This is a genomic window from Flavobacteriaceae bacterium, assembly GCA_003443635.1.
In the GTDB taxonomy this organism is placed as follows: domain Bacteria; phylum Bacteroidota; class Bacteroidia; order Flavobacteriales; family Flavobacteriaceae; genus AU392.
Genome location: CP031964.1, coordinates 941,489 through 962,747 on the forward strand (window position 1 = coordinate 941,489; position 21,259 = coordinate 962,747).

16 protein-coding genes and 1 tRNA gene are annotated in these 21,259 nt (G+C 31.6%); 14 read left to right on the plus strand and 3 right to left on the minus strand.

The window, feature by feature from the left end; genetic code table 11:
- Positions 1–2 precede the first annotated feature (2 nt).
- From topA to D1817_04150, 7 genes are all read left to right on the plus strand, one after another.
- The gene (topA, locus tag D1817_04120; GenBank protein AXT19079.1) at positions 3–2,483 is read left to right on the plus strand and encodes a type I DNA topoisomerase; all 2,481 of its coding nucleotides are present in this window, start codon (positions 3–5) and stop codon (positions 2,481–2,483) included.
- A 3-nt stretch (positions 2,484–2,486) separates the two neighbouring features.
- Entirely contained in the window at positions 2,487–3,653 is a 1,167-nt protein-coding gene (locus D1817_04125; protein ID AXT19080.1) for an arginase, read from the plus strand.
- A gap of 153 nt (positions 3,654–3,806) precedes the next feature.
- Entirely contained in the window at positions 3,807–5,162 is a 1,356-nt protein-coding gene (gldK, locus tag D1817_04130; protein ID AXT19081.1) for a gliding motility lipoprotein GldK, read from the plus strand.
- Between the two features lie 86 nt (positions 5,163–5,248).
- Positions 5,249–5,890 (plus strand): gliding motility protein GldL, encoded by a 642-nt coding sequence (gene gldL / locus D1817_04135; protein ID AXT19082.1) that lies wholly within the window; start codon positions 5,249–5,251, stop codon positions 5,888–5,890.
- Positions 5,891–5,931: 41 nt separating this feature from the next.
- Positions 5,932–7,500, plus strand: coding sequence for a gliding motility protein GldM (gene gldM / locus D1817_04140; protein ID AXT19083.1), 1,569 nt, complete (start codon positions 5,932–5,934; stop codon positions 7,498–7,500).
- Between the two features lie 53 nt (positions 7,501–7,553).
- Positions 7,554–8,444 carry a gliding motility protein GldN gene (gldN, locus tag D1817_04145; protein ID AXT19084.1) on the plus strand — a complete coding sequence of 297 codons (891 nt, stop codon included), beginning with the start codon at positions 7,554–7,556 and terminating at the stop codon, positions 8,442–8,444.
- A 104-nt stretch (positions 8,445–8,548) separates the two neighbouring features.
- Positions 8,549–9,601 (plus strand): FAD-binding oxidoreductase, encoded by a 1,053-nt coding sequence (locus D1817_04150; protein ID AXT21226.1) that lies wholly within the window; start codon positions 8,549–8,551, stop codon positions 9,599–9,601.
- Here D1817_04150 and D1817_04155 read toward each other — a convergent pair.
- Positions 9,598–9,987 (minus strand): DUF983 domain-containing protein, encoded by a 390-nt coding sequence (locus D1817_04155; GenBank protein ID AXT19085.1) that lies wholly within the window; start codon positions 9,985–9,987, stop codon positions 9,598–9,600. The genes D1817_04150 and D1817_04155 overlap by 4 nt on opposite strands.
- 83 nt (positions 9,988–10,070) lie before the next feature.
- On the opposite strand from D1817_04155, the gene D1817_04160 reads away from it, so the two are divergent.
- From D1817_04160 to D1817_04190, 7 genes are all read left to right on the plus strand, one after another.
- Positions 10,071–11,981, plus strand: coding sequence for an ABC transporter ATP-binding protein (locus D1817_04160; protein ID AXT19086.1), 1,911 nt, complete (start codon positions 10,071–10,073; stop codon positions 11,979–11,981).
- Between the two features lie 81 nt (positions 11,982–12,062).
- Positions 12,063–13,196 carry an HlyD family efflux transporter periplasmic adaptor subunit gene (locus tag D1817_04165; GenBank protein AXT19087.1) on the plus strand — a complete coding sequence of 378 codons (1,134 nt, stop codon included), beginning with the start codon at positions 12,063–12,065 and terminating at the stop codon, positions 13,194–13,196.
- Between the two features lie 11 nt (positions 13,197–13,207).
- Positions 13,208–16,501: an efflux RND transporter permease subunit gene (locus tag D1817_04170; protein ID AXT19088.1), complete on the plus strand. Its 3,294-nt coding sequence runs from the start codon at positions 13,208–13,210 to the stop codon at positions 16,499–16,501.
- Positions 16,491–17,807, plus strand: coding sequence for a TolC family protein (locus tag D1817_04175; protein AXT19089.1), 1,317 nt, complete (start codon positions 16,491–16,493; stop codon positions 17,805–17,807). The genes D1817_04170 and D1817_04175 overlap by 11 nt, the downstream gene beginning before the upstream one ends.
- Before the next feature lie 110 nt (positions 17,808–17,917).
- Positions 17,918–18,820, plus strand: a complete 903-nt coding sequence (locus D1817_04180; protein AXT19090.1) for a Two component regulator three Y domain protein — start codon at positions 17,918–17,920, stop codon at positions 18,818–18,820.
- 84 nt (positions 18,821–18,904) lie between these two features.
- Positions 18,905–19,087 carry a CPXCG motif-containing cysteine-rich protein gene (locus D1817_04185; protein AXT19091.1) on the plus strand — a complete coding sequence of 61 codons (183 nt, stop codon included), beginning with the start codon at positions 18,905–18,907 and terminating at the stop codon, positions 19,085–19,087.
- A gap of 56 nt (positions 19,088–19,143) precedes the next feature.
- Positions 19,144–19,219: transfer RNA gene (locus D1817_04190), tRNA-Met, on the plus strand.
- A 96-nt stretch (positions 19,220–19,315) separates the two neighbouring features.
- Here the strand turns inward: D1817_04190 and D1817_04195 are convergent.
- Positions 19,316–20,041, minus strand: a complete 726-nt coding sequence (locus D1817_04195; GenBank protein ID AXT19092.1) for a DNA-binding response regulator — start codon at positions 20,039–20,041, stop codon at positions 19,316–19,318.
- Between the two features lie 12 nt (positions 20,042–20,053).
- Entirely contained in the window at positions 20,054–21,109 is a 1,056-nt protein-coding gene (locus tag D1817_04200) for a sensor histidine kinase (GenBank protein AXT19093.1), read from the minus strand.
- Positions 21,110–21,259: the final 150 nt, after the last annotated feature.

Sequence of the window (21,259 nt, forward strand, 5' to 3'; positions counted from 1 at the left end):
TTATGGCTAAGAATTTAGTAATTGTTGAGTCACCTGCAAAAGCAAAAACTATAGAAAAGTTTTTGGGTAAAGATTTTAAAGTGGAGTCTAGTTTTGGACACATTTCAGATTTACCGTCTAAAGAGTTGGGTGTAGATGTAGAAGGAGATTTTGATCCAAAATATGAAGTCTCTAAAGATAAAAAAGCAGTAGTAAAAAAGTTAAAAGAGCTGGCTAAGAAAGCTGAAATGGTTTGGTTAGCTAGTGATGAAGATAGAGAAGGAGAAGCAATTGCTTGGCACTTAGCAGAATCTTTAAAATTAGATAAAGCTAAGACAAAACGTATTGTTTTTCACGAAATCACAAAAACTGCTATTCAGAAAGCAGTAGAAAATCCAAGAAGTATAGATTATAACTTAGTTGATGCTCAACAAGCACGACGAGTATTAGATCGTATAGTAGGTTATGAATTATCTCCTGTTTTGTGGCGAAAAGTAAAAGGGGGGCTGTCTGCAGGGCGTGTGCAATCTGTTTCTGTAAGGTTAATTGTAGAACGCGAACGCGAAATTCAAAATTTTAAACCACAAGCATCTTATAGAATTGATGCCGAATTTTCTAATACTGCCGGGCAATCATTTAAAGCGAAATTACCTAAGAATTTTACAACAAAAGAAGAGGCATATCAATTTTTAGAAGCTAATGCAACTGCAAATTTTAGTGTAGCGAGTTTAGAAAAGAAACCTGCCAAAAAATCGCCAGCTGCACCATTTACAACATCAACACTACAACAAGAAGCATCACGTAAATTATATTTTTCTGTTAGTAAAACGATGACAATGGCTCAGCGTCTATATGAAGCTGGTCTTATTACTTATATGAGAACAGACAGTGTAAATTTATCTGATGATGCAAGACAAGCAGCCGAAATAGAGATAAACCAAGCTTACGGACCTGAATATAGTAAGTCTAGAAATTATAAAGGAAAGTCTAAAGGAGCGCAAGAAGCTCACGAAGCAATTCGTCCCACAGATTTCTCTAAACATACTGTAGGTATCGATAGAGATCAAGCTAGATTGTACGAGCTTATCTGGAAACGTGCTATTGCATCACAAATGAGTGAAGCACAATTAGAACGTACTAATGTTAAGATTTCTGCATCAACACATAGCGAGCAATTTAGTGCTAATGGAGAAGTAATTAAATTTGATGGATTTTTAAAAGTATATTTAGAAGGTACTGATGATGAGAATGCAGAACAAGAAGGAATGTTACCTGCATTACAAGAACAAGAAACATTGCTTAATAAATATGTTACAGCAACACAGCGTTATACACGACCTCCATATAGATATACAGAAGCTTCATTGGTAAAACAACTTGAAGAATTAGGAATTGGACGACCATCTACATATGCGCCAACCATATCTACAATTCAGAATAGAAATTATGTAGAAAAAGGAACTATTGAAGGTGAAGAGCGAAAATATACACAGTTAGTACTTAGTGAGGGACAAGTAAAAGACAATCAGCTTTCAGAAAAAGTTGGATCAGATAAAGGTAAATTGGTTCCAACAGATATAGGAATGATAGTAACAGATTTTTTAGTCAATCATTTTGAAACCATTTTAGATTATAATTTTACTGCAAAAGTAGAAGAAAGCTTTGATGATATCGCTGACGGTAAAGAGGATTGGAAAAAAATGATGAAAGATTTTTATATAGATTTCCATCCTAAGGTAGAAGATGTTCAAGAAAATGCAGAAAGAGAATCTGGAGAGCGTATTCTTGGAGAAGACCCAAAAACAGGAAGACGAGTAAGTGTTCGCTTAGGGAAGTTTGGACCAATGGTACAGATAGGAACTGTAGATGATGAAGAAAAGCCAATATTTGCAAGCTTATCTCCAGAACAACAATTAAACACAATTACTTATGAAGAAGCAATGGATTTGTTTCAACTTCCAAAAAACTTAGGTAATTATAAAGATGAAGAAATAAGTGTTAATAATGGTCGTTTTGGTCCTTATGTAAAATTTGGCAAAAAATTCATTTCATTGCCAAAAGGAGTAGATCCATTAACAGTAGAGATGGATGATGCGATTGTGCTTATTGAAGAAAAAGAAAAAGCAGATGCTCCTATATATACATATAAGGAGTTGCCAGTACAAAAAGGAAAAGGGCGTTTTGGACCATTTATTAAATGGAACAATATGTTTATTAATGTCAATAAAAAATACGATTGGGATAATTTATCAGATTCAGATATCGTAGAGCTTATTGAAGACAAAATTCAGAAAGAAAAAGATAAGTTAATTCATCATTGGGAAGCAGAAGGAATTAGAGTTGAAAAAGCAAGATGGGGACGTCACAATATTATTCAAGGAAAAACTAAAATAGAGCTTGCAAAAACCATAGATGTTTCTAACTTTACACTTGAAGAAGTTCAAGCTCTTATAGAGAAGAATGCTCCTAAAAAGAAAAAAAGAGCAACTGCAAAAAAGAAATAGTTAATGAATTTTAATTTTCTCACTCCTATTCAGGATTTGGTATTAGCTCATAACGAGCTATTGTCAACTCAAGTTTTGGGCAGAAAATTTAAAATTCATTCTCAACAAAATGGAATTCCAGATTTAGACGATGTAAAAATTGCTATCATTGGTGTTTTAGAAAACAGAAATGATGTTAGTTATATAGGAGAAGAATTTCAGTTAAGTGAAATCCGAAAATCATTATATGCTCTGTTCCCAGGTAATTGGTATTTAAATGTAGCAGATTTAGGAGATATTCAAAAAGGAGAAACCGTCGAAGATACTTACTTTGCACTCCGAACTACAATTACTGTTTTATTAGAGAAAAATATTATACCTATTATAATAGGAGGGAGTCAAGATCTAACTTATGCTAATTATAGAGCTTACGATAATGTAGCACCTATGATTAATATTGTTAATGTAGATAGTAATTTTGATTTAGGAGATTCATCTCAACCAATAAAAAATGACAGTTTTTTAGGAAAGATAGTTTTAGAAGAACCTTATAATCTATTTAATTATTCGACTATAGGATATCAAACTTATTTTAATTCTCAAGAAGAAATTGATTTAATGGATAAACTTTATTTTGAAGCATATCGTTTAGGTGAAATTTCTAATGCAATAGAAAGCGTCGAGCCATTAATGAGAGATGCGAACATTGTAAGCTTAGATCTAAGGAGCATTCGTTCTGCAGAAGTTAGTACAAAACAAAAGTTCTCTCCTAATGGATTTGACGGTAAAGAGATTTGTGCTATATCCAGATATGCAGGTATAAGTAATAAAGTATCTTCTTTTGGAATATATGAGTATAAAACCTCAAAAGATGACGATGCAACATCAATGTTAATTGCGCAGATAATATGGTATTTTATCGAAGGTGTTAATTGCAGAATTAAAGATGACGATTTTAAAGACGAATCTAGCTATCAAAAGTTTACTGTTTTAATAGAGAACGAAGAACTTATTTTTTATAAAAGCGTTAAAACTGGACGTTGGTGGATAGAGATACCTTTTTTGCCAGATGTTAATAATAAATTAAAAAGGCATACGTTATTATCTTGCATGCATGAGGATTATATTAATGCAACCAAAGGAAAAATACCTGAAAGATGGTATAAAGCATATAAGAAAAACAACGTTTAAATAAAGCCATAGAACCTTGTTTTTACCGACGAAATGCATTTTTTTAAGACAAAATGCATTTTTTTTGCTTAAAAAGTTGTTTTTTCGAAAATATATAAATATGTTTACAACCTCAAAAAACAAGATAGATAATTAACCTATTATTATATGTATATGAATAAGTTTATATTATTAATAGCGATTTTAGCGATGTTAACTAGTTGCGGCTCCGGAGATAAGGGTGAACTAGTGGGCGTTAAAGGAAGGAAATGGAACCCAGAGAAACCTTATGGGATGGAATTGATTCCTGGAGGAGCTTTTATTATGGGTAAATCTGATGATGATTTAGCTGGTGTAAATGATGCCCCAACTAAAACAGTTACAGTAAGAGCTTTTTATATGGATGCTACCGAAATTACTAATAGCGAGTATCGTCAGTTCGTAGAATGGGTAAGAGATTCTGTAATTAGATCTGAATTAGCAGACTTAGCAGACTTAGAAGGGAAAACCCCTGGTAATGACGATATAGGAGATTTTGCATATTTAGGTGCTGGAGATGATCAAGATGAGTTAACACCATATGAGCAATATATGATTGATACTTATGGGGAAAATGAAAAAAAATTGAATTACGATATTGATTTAATTTTTGATAAAGATGATTATCCAGATGTTTTATATGCCGAAGTAATGGACGGAATGCGTATCCCATTAGAAGAATCATATAATGGTCAACGTAGTTGGGATGTTAAAAAATTTAAATTTCAATACACAACTATAGATATTGAATCTGCAGCAAAATATAAAGAGCTAAGTAGAAGTGATGTTATTTTAACCGAAGCTGTTGAAATATATCCAGATACAACTACTTGGATCAGAGATTTCTCTTATTCTTATAATGAACCAATGCATAACGATTATTTCTGGCATGCAGCTTATGATGATTATCCAGTTGTAGGCGTAAGTTGGGAACAAGCTAAAGCATTTTGCCAATGGCGTACGATCTATAAAAACTTAGATCAAAAAGAAAGAAAAAAACAAGCAGTGAGCAGATTTAGATTGCCATCTGAAGCAGAGTGGGAATATGCTGCACGAGGAGGTTTGCAAGGAGCTACATTCCCATGGGGTGGACCTTATACTAAAAACGATAGAAGTTGTTTTTATGCAAACTTTAAACCAGTAAGAGGTGATTATGCAGCAGATCAAGCGTTATATACTGTTGAAGCAGATGCATTTGAACCAAATGATTATAATCTTTATAATATGGCAGGTAATGTATCAGAGTGGGTGAACTCATCATATGATCCAGCGTCTTACGAATATAGCTCAACAATAAACCCTAATGTAAATGATGAAGAGAATGAGCGTAAGGTTGTTCGAGGTGGATCTTGGAAAGATGTTGCATACTACTTACAAGTAAGTTCAAGAGATTATGAGTATGCAGATTCTGCAAGAAGTTATATAGGTTTCCGAACAGTACAAGATTACAAAGGAACAGAAGTAACTAAAAATGGGCGTTATCAAAATTAGAACACAAATAATATTTTAAATTAACCAAATAAATTAACTATTAACCTACTTAAGTAATAACTACTTAAACTTAAAAATTGAAAATTATGGCACAGTCAAAAGCAAGTAAAAAATTAATGAATATGGCATACGGTTTTGGAGCCTCAATCGTAATCGTTGGTGCATTATTCAAAATTATCCATTTCGAAATTGGACCATTAACAGGTAATGTAATGTTAACCATAGGTTTAGTAACTGAAGCAGTAATCTTTGCAATTTCTGCATTCGAACCTGTAGACGATGAATTCGATTGGTCTTTAGTATATCCAGAATTATCTGGAGGAAAAGCTAAAGAACAAAACCAGAAAAATGAAGATGCAGGGGGATTATTGTCTAAAAAGTTAGACGATTTATTAAAAGATGCTAAAATAGATGGAGAATTAATGGCAAGTTTAGGAGATAGCATTAAGAATTTTGAAGGTGCTGCAAAAAGTATTTCACCAACTGTAGATTCTATATCTGCAACTAAAAAATACGGAGAAGAAATGTCTTTAGCTGCTGCTCAAATGGAGTCATTAAATAGCTTATATAAAGTACAGTTAGATAATGTTAACCGTCAGGCATCAATTAATGAAGAGTCTATCGAAAACGCTGCTAAGCTTAAAGAGCAAATGCAATCATTGGCTTCGAACTTATCATCATTAAATGGTGTATACGGTGGAATGTTAACTGCAATGAACAAAAACTAATTAGGATTTAATCCATTAAATAACCCAAAAACTAATTAGTTATGGCAGGAGGTAAATTATCTGCAAGGCAGAAAATGATAAACTTGATGTATTTAATATTCATTGCGATGTTAGCATTAAATATGTCAAAAGAAGTGCTTTCAGCATTTGGTTTAATGAACGAAAAATTAACCGAATCTAATGAAGTAGCAACCGACCGAAACTCAGCTTTTTTAGCAGGACTTGTAGAAAAAGCAAATGAGCAACCAGAAAAATATCAACCTTTAAAAGATAAAGCTGATCAAATTGCAGTATTCGCTGATGGATTTGATTTATATTTAAGTGACCTTAAAGTTAAGATGACTGCAAAAGTTGAAGATCCAACTTTATATGAATCTATGGACAAAACAGACTTTTTGGATAATTATTTCTTTAAAGGAGATAAATTAAAACCTGAAGGAAAAGAGTTTATAGCAGAAATGAAAAAATTTAGAGAAGGTGTTGTAAATACTTTAGCAAACAATCCTGAATTTAAAACCATTTCTGATGATGTAATGAAAAATTTCAATACAGACCCAGTTCAGGTAAAAGGAGAAATTAATAAAAAAGAATGGTTAGATTACCATTATAGAGGATTCCCATTAGTAGCGTCATTAACTAAAATGACACAGATACAAGCAGATATTAAAACAACAGAATCTAATGTATTGTCAGCAATGTTACAAGGTGAGTTAAATAAGCAAGTATCTTTTAATAATTATACAACACTTATGGAATCTCCTAAGACTGCTTATTTTAATGGCGAACAATTTGATGGTCAAATTGTATTAGGTAGAAAAGATAATTCTACAAAACCTAATAGAGTTGAATTAACTTTAGATGGTAGAAAACTTAATGAGAACCAGTATACCATTGAAGAAGGTAGAGTAAAATTAAAAGTTGGAACTGGAAGTGTAGGAGAACATAAAATAGAAGGTACGTTATTTTTTGCTGAAGGTGGAGAAGAAATACCAGTTGCTGTTAGTTCTTCATTTGCTACAGTAGCTAAACCTAATGCAGCTACAATTTCTGCAGATAAAATGAATGTGGTGTATCGTGGAGTAAAAAACCCTATGACTATTTCATTTGCAGGTGTTGCAGATAATAATGTAAATGCAAGCGCAGAAGGATTAACACGAGTAAAAGGTTCTCAATATGTGTTGGACCCAACTAGAATAAAAGGTAGAAAAGTTACTATTAATGTAACAGGTAAATTACCTGACGGAGCTGCACCAGCTAGAGATTCTCGTGAATTTAGAATTAAAGATTTGCCAAAACCTACGGGAACAGCTCGTGGAGAAGATGGCTTTATAAAAATGCAACGTAATGGTTTAGAGATTTCTACCATTGGAGCTAAATTTGATGATTTCGATTTCGATTTACCATTAAATGTAACTGGATTTAAATTTAAAGTGCCAGGACAGCCTACAATACAGGTAAAAGGTAATAAATTAGATAGTAGAGCCAAAGGCGCATTACGTAAAGCTAAACGTGGATCTACAATTCAAATCATTGATATTGAGGCTAAAGCAAAAGGTGTTAGTATTAAACTTCAAAAAGTATCTCCGGTACTTATTGAACTAACAAATTAATAGTGGTAAGATTTTAATAAAATTAACCCCCTTGAATCTAATAAATTAATAAGATGAATTTAAAAAGTTTTGTATTAACCGTTTCCTGTGTTTTTGCTATGACTTCTTCATTTGCTCAAGCAAATATACTAAATGCTAAGAGCCCAGAAGAGATAGGAGTAAAAACGGATGAGCAGATCGCATTAGATAACGACAGACCATTAGAGTATGGCTATGTTGATGATAGAGATATCTTATATTCTAGAATGATCTGGCAGAAAATTGTTCTTGACGAACGCGTAAATTTTCCATTATACTACCCTGTAGATACTAATAATATCGATAAAAACAGACGTTCGTTATACGATGTTTTAATGAAAAGTGTAAAAAATGGAGATATCGAAAACATTTATGATGATTCTTATTTTACAACTAAACGTACATTAAAAGATATTGAAGCATCTTTAGTTAGAGTTGATACAACATCTTTAGGAATAGAACAATATAATGCAGGTGAAGAAATTTCTGCAGAATATATTACTAGACGAAGTATTGAAGCCGCAGATGTGGTAGAATATAGAGTAAAAGGATTGTATTATTTTGACAAACGTTTAGGTGAATTAAGATATCGATTATTGGGAATTGCACCCGTTGTGCCAGATGTTAATTTTATTGATGATGACGAACCAGATCTAGTAGAGTTATTTTGGGTATTTTTCCCTGATGCTAGAGAAGTACTGCATACAGCAAAGTCATTTAATGGTAAAAATAGCGCAATGCCAATATCCTTCGACCATCTATTAAATTCAAGACGTTTTAATGGGTATATCTATAAAGAACAAAACATCCAAGGTGACAGAGAAGTTACTGAATATGTTACAGATAACGCATTAATGCAATTATTAGAATCGGATAGAATTAAAGAAAAAATTCGAAATTTCGAACAAGATATGTGGAGTTACTAAATTTGTAACAACACAGTAAATTAAAAAAAGCACTCGATATATCGAGTGCTTTTTTTATGCTTAAAAATGTAATGTCAAAGTTATTGGTTTATTTTAGCCAAGAAATGAAAAAAGTAGATTATATAATTGTAGGTTCAGGTTTGGCAGGAATTTCTTTTTGCGAAACTTTAAAGCAACATAAGAAGTCTTTTGTAGTAGTAGATGATGGATCTCAGCAAACATCTGCCATTGCTGGAGGCTTATATAATCCTATAATTTTAAAACGCTTTACAAAAACTTGGAAAGCAGAAGAGCAATTAGAAATTGCATTGCCATTATATGCAAAACTAGAAAAAGAACTAGAGGTTATTTTAGATTATAAAACCCCAGTGTATCGCTTGTTTGCATCTGTAGAAGAGCAAAATAATTGGTTTGAAGCTTCAGATAAACCAGCGTTATCAAAATATTTATCCACAGAGCTCCTTAAAAATATAAGCCCATATATTAAAAATGATTTTGGATTTGGAAAAGTATTAAATACAGGTCGTATTGATACAGGTTTACTAGTCTCTAAGTATAAAAAGCACTTGAAAAAAGAAGAAATGCTTTTAAAAGAAACATTTGATTTTAAAGCGTTACAAATAAAAAATTCTAGTATAATTTATAATGATTATGAAGCTAAACAGATTGTTTTTGCAGAAGGGTTTGGTTTAAAACACAACCCTTTTTTTAATTACCTCCCTTTAGATGGTACCAAAGGTGAGTTAATTACAATACACGCTCCAAATCTAAAAATAGATTATGTGTTAAAATCTAGTGTATTTTTAATTCCATTAGGAGATGATTTATATCGCCTTGGTGCGACTTACGATTGGAAAGATAAAACAACTGAAACAACACTATCTGGTAAACAAGAATTATTAAATAAATTAAAACGCTTTTTAAAATGCGACTTTACAATTGTTAACCATATTGCAGGTATACGGCCTACAGTGAATGATAGAAGGCCTTTAATAGGTAAACATCCTAAATATAATAATATATATGTGCTTAACGGATTGGGAACTCGTGGAGTAATGATTGGCCCGTATGTGTCTAGAGAACTTTATAATCATATAGAACTCCAAAAACCATTAGAAAAAGAAATAGATATTAATAGATATAGTAAGCTGTATTAACTTGCTTTTTTAGCTAAAGATTTATCATAACTCATAAACATATTTATCCATATGTTGCGAGATAATCTTAATATAATAGGGAGAAAAATGAGCATCGTAAGAACAATCCCAATAAACGATACAATTAAACTGGTTTCAAGCATTAAATTAGTAATCATAAACGAAGCAACTGCAAATGCAATTCCAACACCATAGCTTACATACATAGAGCCATAAAAAAAAGAAGGTTCAATTTTATACTTTGTATTGCAATTAGAACAACGTTCGTGCATTTTTAATGTTTCAGAAATACGATAAGCGTTTTTGTTTATATACATAGATTCAGCATGACATTTAGGGCAACGTCCAGATAAAATACCATATAACTTATTTCCTTTTTTTAACATAGTAATTGTATTATTTTTGCGGCTTCAATAACATTGCAAAATTACCGATTTTAAAAAGGAAATGTGCAATTTTTATAACAAATATGCTTAATATACATAAGGTTTCCGTTTCGTTTCAAGGCGAAAATTTATTTGAAGATATTACATTTCGCTTAGGTAATGGTGATCGTGTTGGATTAGTAGGGAAAAATGGAGCTGGAAAGTCTACTTTACTTAAAATTTTATCTAGAGAAACAGAACCTACTACAGGGCAAATAGCAGAAGATAAAGATTTAAAAATTGGATTTTTAAAGCAAGATATCGATTTTGTTTTTGGACGTACAGTTTTAGAAGAATCATATCAGGCATTTACAGAAATTAAAGAATTAGAAGCAAAAATCGAAGCAATTAATTTGCAATTGGTAGAGCGAACCGATTATGAAAGTGAAGCATATAACCAATTAATGATCGACCTTAGTGATATACAGCATCAATACGAAATAATAGGAGGTTATAATTATCAAGGAGAAACAGAAAAAATATTACAAGGATTAGGATTTAAACGAGAAGATTTTAATAAGCTAACCGATACTTTTTCTGGAGGTTGGCGTATGCGTATTGAACTGGTAAAGTTACTTCTTCAAAATAATGATATACTTTTATTAGATGAGCCTACTAATCACTTAGATATTGAATCTATTATTTGGCTAGAATCGTTTCTTAAAAACTATGCTGGAGCAGTAGTAATTGTATCTCATGATAAAATGTTTTTAGATAACGTAACTAATAGAACGATTGAAATTTCTTTAGGTAGAATTTACGATTACCCTAAACCATACACAAAGTATTTAGTACTTCGTGAAGAAATGCGTACACAACAATTAGCATCTCAAAAAAATCAACAAAAACAGATAGAGCAAACCGAGAAATTGATTGAAAAATTTAGAGCTAAAGCATCTAAAGCGACTATGGCGCAATCACTTATTAAAAAACTAGATAAGATTGACCGCATTGAGGTAGATGAGGATGATAATAGTGTAATGACATTAAATTTTCCAGTATCAATTACTCCAGGAAAAGTTGTAGTAGAATCAGAAAATATATCAAAAAATTATGATGATTTACAGGTATTAAAAAATGTAAACCTTTCTGTTGAACGTGATAGTAAAATTGCTTTTGTAGGGCAAAATGGTCAAGGTAAATCAACCTTGGCAAAAATTATTGTTGGAGAAGTAAAGCATGAAGGGAACATGAAACTGGGTCATAATGTGCAAATAGGGTATTTTGCACAAAATCAAGCAGAATATCTGGACGGTTCAAAAACTGTATTAGATACAATGATTGATGCTGCAAACGAAACAAACAGAGCAAAAGTAAGAGACATATTAGGTTCATTTTTATTTAGAGGTGATGAAGTAGATAAATATGTAAGAGTCCTATCAGGAGGAGAACGTAACCGTTTAGCTTTAGCTAAGTTGTTATTGCAACCGCTAAATGTACTGGTTATGGATGAACCAACAAATCACTTAGATATAAAATCTAAAAATGTATTAAAAGAAGCTTTAAATAGGTTTGCCGGAACTTTAATTTTAGTATCTCACGATAGAGATTTTCTTGGAGGATTAACCAATAAAGTGTACGAATTTAAGGATCAGAAAATTAAAGAATATTTAGGTGATATCGATTTTTATTTAGAACAACGTAATGTCGAAAATCTTCGTGAGGTTGAAAAACGAACGATAGTTAAAGTTGAAGCAGATAAATCATCAACAAAACAATCATACCAAGATCAAAAAAAACTAAAAAGCCTTAATAATAAACTAAGTAAGGTTGAATCTCAAATTAATCAATTAGAAAAAGAGATTAAAGAAATAGATATAGAATTAGAAACTAACTACGATAAAACTGTAGCAGCACCTAACTTTTTTGACACTTATCAAAATAAAAAAGATACGCTAGAAAGTTTAATGACTAAATGGGAAGAAACACAGGAAGAGATAGATGAAATATCTTAGAATTCTTTTATGTGTTTTTTAACTTCAACATAATCTCATTTGAGTAATTTTGCAGCCTGAATCAAACCATTAAACACAAGAATGAGAAAGGTTATACTTACTATCTTAGGACTTTTATTTGTTGTAGGAGCAGTTTTTGGAGCACGTTACTTAATTAATAGTAAAAATCGTGTAAGACCAGTACCTCCTAAAATAGTAAAAACAGTATTTACAGATATTGTTAAGAATACTTCAATTCCAATTGTCATTGCCGCAAATGGGAACTTAACTGCAAAAAGAAGAGTTGAATTATATGCAGAAGTACAAGGTGTATTTAAAGCTGGATCTAAATTATTTAAACCAGGTCAAGAGTACGGTTCTGGACAAACGTTAATACATATTGATGCCTCAGAATATTATGCTACAGTACAATCTGCAAAAAGTAATCTTTATAATTCTTTAACAGCAATAATGCCAGATTTACGCTTAGATTTTCCTGAAATTTATAGCAAATGGCAGCAATACCTTAATAATTTTGATATTAACGGAACAACACCCGAGTTGCCAAAAATGGTTTCAGAAAAAGAAAACTATTTTATCTCTGGACGAGGAATAGTATCTAGTTATTATAATATAAAAAATTTAGAACAGCGTCTTTCAAAATATAGTATAAGAGCACCGTTTCGTGGTATTTTAACAGAAGCTTTAGTAACAGAAGGAACCTTAGTTAGAAGTGGGCAAAAACTAGGAGAATACATTGATCCTTCAGTATACGAAATGGAAGTTGCTATTAGTAAGTCGTATGCCGATTTATTAGAAAAAGGAAAACGCGTAACTTTAAATAATATAGAAGGAACGCAAACTTATGAAGGTATTGTAAGTCGTGTTAATGCGAGTATAGATGTAGCAACACAAACAGTAACAGCATTTATAGAAGTAAAAAACAAAACTTTAAAAGAGGGAATGTATCTTGAAGCTCAACTTGAAGCTAAACAAGAACAAGATGCCATTGAGATTAATAGGAACCTCCTTTTAGAAAACAACGAAGTTTATGTGGTTAAAAACGATAGTATTCTTGATGTTGTTTCTGTAAAGCCTGTATACTTTAGTGATGCTAAAGTTGTTTTGAAAAATGTTCCAGAAGGAACAGTTATTGTAACGCGACCACTTCAAGGTGCTTTTGCAGGAATGTTGGTTAAAAAGTTTGAAGAAAAGAAAGCAACTAAAAGCAATTAATTTTATAAGTTATGAGAAAAGTTATTGCTTATTTTATCAAGCATCATGTTGCTGTTAATGTAGTTCTTTTAGCATTTTTAGCTTTTGGATTTATAGGGTTAACATCATTAAAATCTTCATTTTTTCCATTAGTAAGAACAGATACCATTACGATTAATGTAACATATCCTGGAGCATCTCCTCAAGAAGTAGAAGAAGGTATTATTCTTAAGATTGAAGATAATCTAAAAGGACTTCGAGGTATAGATAGAGTGACATCAACTTCTAGAGAAAATAGTGGTACAATTACGATTGAAGTACCAAAAGGAGAAGATATTAATTTTGTGCTCCTTGAAGTAAAAAATGCCGTAGATCGTGTACCGTCTTTCCCAACGGGGATGGAGCCTTTAGTTGTTGCAAAACGAGAGGCAGTTCGACCAACAATTTCCTTTGCTGTTAGTGGTGATAACATTTCTTTAAAATCATTAAAACAAATCGGTAGACAAATTGAAAATGATTTAAGAGGAATCGAAGGAATCTCTCAAATTGTAATTTCGGGTTACCCAGCCGAAGAAATTGAAATTGCAGTTAACGAAACAAGTTTATTAGCTTATAACTTAACATTTAATGAAGTATCTCAAGCTGTTGCGTCATCCAATATTTTGGTTACAGGCGGTAATATTAAAACTGATGCTGAAGAATATTTAATAAGGGCAAATAATAGATCGTATTATGGAGATGAACTCTCTAACATTATTGTAAGGGCCAGTTCAGATGGTAAAACTGTACGATTAAAAGATGTTGCTGTTTTAAGAGATCGATTTTCAGAATCACCTAATGCTTCTTATTTTAATGAAGATTTAACGGTAAATGTAACCGTTACAAGTACTAATAGTGAAGACCTATTGTCATCTGCAACTAAGGTTAAAGATTACATTGAAGATTTTAATTTAAAAAACACCAATGTTAAATTAGATGTTGTAAATGATCAATCTATAGCGCTTAGACAAAGAACAAATTTATTAATAAAAAATGCATGGCAAGGTGTGCTTTTGGTACTGATATTTCTCTCATTATTTTTAAATACTCGGTTGGCATTTTGGGTAGCCTTGGGAATTCCAGTTGCATTTTTAGGAATGTTCATTTTTGCTAGTGATTTTGGAGTTACAGTAAATATATTGTCTTTGTTTGGGATGATTATAGTAATAGGGATTCTGGTAGATGATGGTATTGTTATTGCCGAAAATATATATCAACATTACGAAATGGGAAAATCACCAGTTGATGCTGCTTTAGATGGTATTATGGAGGTGATTCCACCAGTAGTATCGGCTATCATTACTACGCTATTAGCGTTTTCAATTTTCTTGTTTTTAGATAGTAGGATTGGTGAGTTTTTTGGAGAAGTATCTGTAGTAGTAATGTTAACTCTAGCGGTATCTTTAATTGAAGCATTAATTATTTTACCAGCGCATTTAGCGCATTCTAAAGCTTTAAAAAGAAATAAAGAAGAGAATCCAAAATCTAAAATTAAGCAGTTTTTTGCTAAAATGAGAGTGATTAATGTAATAGGAGATCGTATTATGGTTTTTCTAAGAGATCGACTGTATATGCCAGTATTTCGTTTTGCATTAAAATATAAAATGCTAACTGTAGGTGGCTTTTTAGCTGCATTAATTTTAACTTATGGTGCTACAGGGGCTGGTATTATTGGAGTAACTTTATTTCCAACCACAGCAAGTGATACAGTTAATGTTGAATTAGACATGCCTAATGGAACTAATGTAAAAACTACAGATTCCATTATTTCATTAATAGAAGAAAAAGCATACATAGTTAATGACGAATTAACAGAAAAGTATTTAAATGGAACAGGAAAAGTTCTGTTTATGAATACGATTAGAAATATAAATAGCGCTTCGAGTGCCAGATTAACTATTAATATGCTTCCTGGTGAGGAAAGACCAGACGCAGTTACATCTTCTATTGTTTCTAGTAGATTACGAGAATTAGTAGGACCAGTGATTGGTGTAGAGCGATTAATTTTTGGATCGGGAAGAGGTTTTGGTGGTAAACCAGTGTCAGTATCTTTATTAAGTAATAATATAGAAGAACTTAAAGCTGCAAAGCAAGAACTTAAAACTGTATTAAATTCAAACCCTTTATTAAAAGATGTAGAGGATAATGACCCGGTAGGGATTAAAGAAATAAGATTAAAACTTAAAGAAAGTGCTTATTTATTAGGCTTAGACTTACGTACTGTAATGGGGCAAGTACGCTCTGCATTTTTTGGGATTCAAGCACAGCGTTTTCAAAGAGGACAGGATGAAATTCGTGTTTGGGTACGTTACGATAAAGAAAACAGATCTTCAATTAATGATCTTGATGAAATGCGTGTTATTACCCCTTCTGGACAGCGAGTAACTTTAAAAGATATTGCAAACTATTCTATAGAGAGAGGAGATGTAGCGATTAATCATTTAGAAGGACGTAGAGAAATACAAGTCTCAGCAGATTTAAAAGATCCAACAGGAAGTGCTACAGATATACTAGCAGATATTAAAGCGAATATAATACCAAATATTCAATCAAAATATGCATCTATTACACCTTCTTATGAAGGACAAAATAGAGAATTTGGAAAACTATTAAGCTCCCTTAAAAAAGTTGGAGCTATTGTGTTTATATTAATTTATTTAACTATTGCATTTACATTTAGAAGTTATAGTCAACCATTGATATTGATTCTTTTAGTACCATTCAGTTTAACAGCAGTAGCTTGGGGGCATTGGTTTTTTAACTTCAGGTTAAATGTTATTTCTTTATTAGGTATAATTGCTTTAATAGGGATTATGGTAAATGATGGACTTGTACTTATTGGTAAGTTTAATACCAATTTAAAGAAAGGGATGAAATTTGATGATGCATTATTAATTGCAGGGAAATCTAGATTTCGAGCTATTTTCTTAACTTCTTTAACAACAATAGCAGGATTAGCCCCTTTATTATTAGAAAAAAGTAGGCAGGCACAATTTTTAAAACCTATGGCTGTTTCAATATCGTTTGGTATTGCTTACGCAACATTACTAACTTTAATAATATTACCAATCTTCTTGTCTTTTAGTAATAGAATAAAAACAAATGTAAAATGGTTGGCAACAGGTAACAAAATTACTAAAGAAGAAGTAGAGCGCGCTATAAAAGAGAAAAACCAAGAAGATGAAGAATTACTTTTAAGTAGTAATTTAAATACTTCAACTTTAGCCATAGATAATACTGGCAATGAATTTGAGATTAAAGAAAAGAATCAAGAAGATGAACATTAGAAATCCCCTAACGATATTGATGTTCGTTATTGTAACATCAATTCAAGCTCAAGAAGTTCTTACAAAAGAAAAAGCAATTGAATTAGCTTTAGAAAATAATTATGGAGTAAAAATTGCAAAAAACAATGTTGAGATTGCAGATAATAACAAAGGTGTTCTAAATACAGGATATTTGCCATCAGTAACGACTACGGCTGGTGCTACATTTAATAGAGACAATACCGAAGCTGAATTTTTGAATGGAGATGTAACAACGTTAAACGGAGCTAAAAGCTCACGTTATAATGCACGGGTTAGTGTAAATTATACTTTATTTGATGGATTAGGACGTTTTTATGATTATAAGCGTTTAAAAGAAGAATATCAATTATCCGAACTAGATGCTAGAGAAACCATTGAGAATACAATATTTCAATTGTTTACAATTTATTATAATGTCGCACAATTGTCTGAAAATGTTAAAGCACTTCAACAAACACTTAATATTACTAAAGATAGACTAAAGCGAGCAGAGTATCAATTTGAATTTGGTCAGAACACTAAACTTGCGGTGCTTAATGCGCAGGTAGATATTAATAATGACAGTATTAATTTAATTAGTCAAGATCAATTATATAAAAATACAAAACGTGATTTAAACGTTGTTTTGGGTGATGCAATGCGTGTAGATTTTAATGTAGATACAGATATTAATTTTCTAATTCAGTTAAACAGAGAAGAGTTGCTTAAAAAAATGAAAGCTAATAATGTATCTTTATTACAAATAGAGAAAAATATTACCATAAATAATTACACTTTAAAGTCTGGGAAATCAGCATTTTTACCTACAATTGGACTAACAGGATCATATGGGTGGAATGAAAATAATAATAACGAAGCATCATTTTTAACAACATCTACTAACTTTGGTTTATCTGGAGGTATTAACCTTACTTGGAATCTTTTTGATGGTGGTAGGGCAGTAAATATTCTTAAGAACGCAAAAATAACGCTTCAAAATCAAGAACTTCAAAAACAAGATTTAATTATTAATATCGAACGTGATTTTAATAATGCTTGGGATGATTATCAAAATAAGTTAACAATTTTTCAAGTTCAAGAAGATAATATTATAACTTCAAAAAATAACTTTGATCGTACAGAAGAGAAATTTAAGCTAGGTCAATCTACATCTATTGAGTTTAGACAAGCACAACTTAATTTACTAAATGCAGAATTAAGTAAAAATCAAGCAAAATTTCAAGCGAAAATAGCAGAGTTATTAGTACTTCAGCTTAGTGGTGAGCTATTAAATGTAAAATTTTAGAAATAAGTTTTTTCTTACTTAATATGCAGTTCGTCGAAAAAAATTGGTATTTAAGCGATTTCGATGTATGTTTGTTATAGATTAACGCCCTCGTAAAAAATCTATCTAGTATGAAAACCTTTAAATTAACCTTAGTGTTATGCCTTGTTTCTGCATTTGCATTTTGTAATGTAACTCCAAAAGAAAAAAATGCTTTAATAGCAATATACAATTCTACACAAGGCGAGAATTGGACGAACTCTTGGGATTTAAACACGCCGATATCCAATTGGTATGGTGTAGTACTACAAGATGAAAAAGTAGTAGGTTTAAATTTAATGTTCAATAATTTAAAGGGACAATTGCCAAGTGAACTAGGTGATTTAACTAATCTACAAGAATTAAATTTATTTAGAAATAATATATCAGGAACACTTCCTGCTTCAATAGGTAATTTAAATCAATTAAAAACTTTAAATATAGCATTTAATAGCTTAGGAGGTAAGCTTCCAAAAACTATTGGCAATTTAAATGAATTGATAACACTTCAATTATTTATGAATAAAATTGAAGGGGATTTACCAAAATCGATACAAGGTTTAAAAAACTTAGAAACACTAGAGTTATTTAGTAACAATTTACAAGGAAGGATACCTTCAGAAATTGGAGCACTAACTAGTTTAAAAACAATATCATTAAGTAGTAATAATTTTTCAGGAAAAATTCCTAATTCAATAGAAAATTTAAAAGAATTAAAACAATTAAGTTTATTTGATAATAAATTATTTGGAGTAGTCCCATCTAGTTTAGGCAAGCTTGCGAAGCTTGAAGAACTAATGTTGTCAGATAATCTCCTTTATGGGAACATCCCATCAGAATTAGCAAATCTTGTTAGTTTAAAAGTGTTAATGTTAAATAATAATGATTTGAAAGGAGATTTTGCAGCTCTGTCAACAGCGTTGCCAAATATTGTTCAATTTGAATTTGTGAATTTAAATGAAGCTAGAAATACAAGATTGGTAGGAACCGATTAATAACTTTTTACTTCTTGATCTTTTTAGAAAATGTTACTTCAATTTTGAAGTAGCATTTTTTAGTTTTACTTAAATTATTAGCTTATGGTGGAGCACTTTTTTCAATGCCCTTATTGTTGGGAGACGATATCGATGCTATTAGATTCTAGTATTGCCAAGCAAACCTATGTAGAAGATTGCGAAGTGTGTTGTAATCCCATACAGTTAAGCCCTCAGTTTGAGGGTTTAATATTAATTTCTTTTGAAGCTTTAAATATTGAGCAATAATTTTTAAAATAATGCTTGGTAAACACAAAAAGGATTGTATCTTTGTCGTCCAATATCGCGGGATAGAGCAGTAGGTAGCTCGTCGGGCTCATAACCCGAAGGTCACTGGTTCGAGTCCAGTTCCCGCTACTAGGAAAGATAAGGCTTTACAGAAATGTGAAGCTTTTTTTATTTTTCTGTACAACAATTTTCTTTCCTTTTTAAAGGATATTCAGTTTTTTAAATTCTTTATAAAATCAACTCCTTGATCTTATTGGCATATCCGCGACTCACTTTTACTTTTGCATCGTTTTTAAGTACCAACAAATAACTTTTGCCATACTTAGATACTTCTCTAACCGCTGGTAAACTTACTATACTACTACGATGAATACGTAAGAACTGTTTAGGGTTTAGTTTTTTTTCCAATTGACTGATCCCTCGATTACTGATATAGGTTTCCTTTTGATCATAGATTTTAGAGTAATCACCATAGGCCTCTATATGATAAATTTCTTCGGTAGCGAGTGTTACATATTTAGCACCCTTTTCTACAATCATACGATCAGGATATTCTGTTTTTGACATGATATGTTGGTCGGCTAGTGGAACAATATGTTGTGGGGAATTTTCTTTAAGCTTGGAAATTGCTTTGTCAAAACGTTCTCTCGTATAAGGTTTTAACAAATAATCTACGGCATGTACTTCAAAAGCTTGTAATGCATATTTATCATATGCTGTACTAAAAATAATAGTGGGTAATTCTTTCAAGTGTTCTAACACATCAAAGCCTGTCAAACCTGGCATTTGGATATCCATAAAAACCAAATCGGGTTTGAATTCATTAATGATTTTAATGGCATCTACACCATTATTGGCTTCTCCTACAAGAATCAACTCTTTATGATTTTCTAAATATTCTTTGATAAGTGCACGCCCAGATTTTTCATCATCTACTATGACTACTTTTTTCATGTATTCGTTGTTTTATAGCTCGAATTGTACTTTGAGTCCGCTAGGGAAATTATCGGTTATTTGTAATGTAGATTGATACATTTTCTGTAAACGTTTTTGGGTATTACTTAAACCAACGCCTAAATTAAAAATAGCTTCTTTATCTTCTACACCAATTCCTGTGTCATTGATTTCGAATATTAATTTATCGTCTTTTTCTTGAATGATAATATCTATATGACCGCCTTTTACGAGTGGAGAAATGCCATGTTTTACAGAATTTTCAACCAATGGCTGTAAAATCATAGGAGGTATTTTCCGCGAAAGCAAATCATCAGGCACTGAAATATTGATAGAGAGTCGATCTTCAAAACGTTTTTGCTCTAATTTTAAATACTTATTAACAAACTCTAATTCTTCTTTTAAAGTCACCTGATCTTCACGACTGGCCTTCAATTGGTATCTAAAAAGATCTGAAAGTTCAGCAATCATCTCTCGTGTTTCTTCCATTTCTTTGGGAATACTTGCATTAATGGTATTAAAGACATTGTATAAAAAATGTGGATTCAATTGTGCTTTAATCGCACTTAATTCACTTTTAAGCGCTGCATTTTTAAGCTCTATTTCATATTGTAGTCGTCGTTGATTGACAATATAATGCTCATAGGCATGGAATACGGCAAACTGAATTAAGTAAAACAACGCAGGGATGTAGACATCCCATATTTCTGGATTTCCATCTAAATGCCCGTAGCCTAAGAGATCACAAGTTTTATAGAATAGAGTTTTTGCAAATAAAACAAAAAACGGAAGTCCTAAGAAGTGGAGGAGTAATCGATACTTTAAAGGCCAAGCACGACATATTTTAAAAATGACAAACCAAACAATAGCGGTAGCTACAAACATTAACGTATACTGTAGACCTTTTGTAAAGTACCAATCATTTAAACTCCATATCGTATCTGTAGGATCATTTTGCCCTCCTCTATTGTAGTATAAAGTAATATGATAAAAAAAGGAAAGTGCAAGATAAACAACTACGACGGCTAGAACTTCATAAATATGTATGCGGAAAAGGCTTTTTTTCATAATAGATTTCCCTTATAGATTAGTAAAAGGTATTCAAAACTATCCTTATTTTAAGGAGAAGTAATACAACTTTCGACGAGTTGCCCTATAGACCGATGAACGGTCCTGAGTCCATTCGTATAGCTATAAGGCGCCTTATCGGTTCTTTAT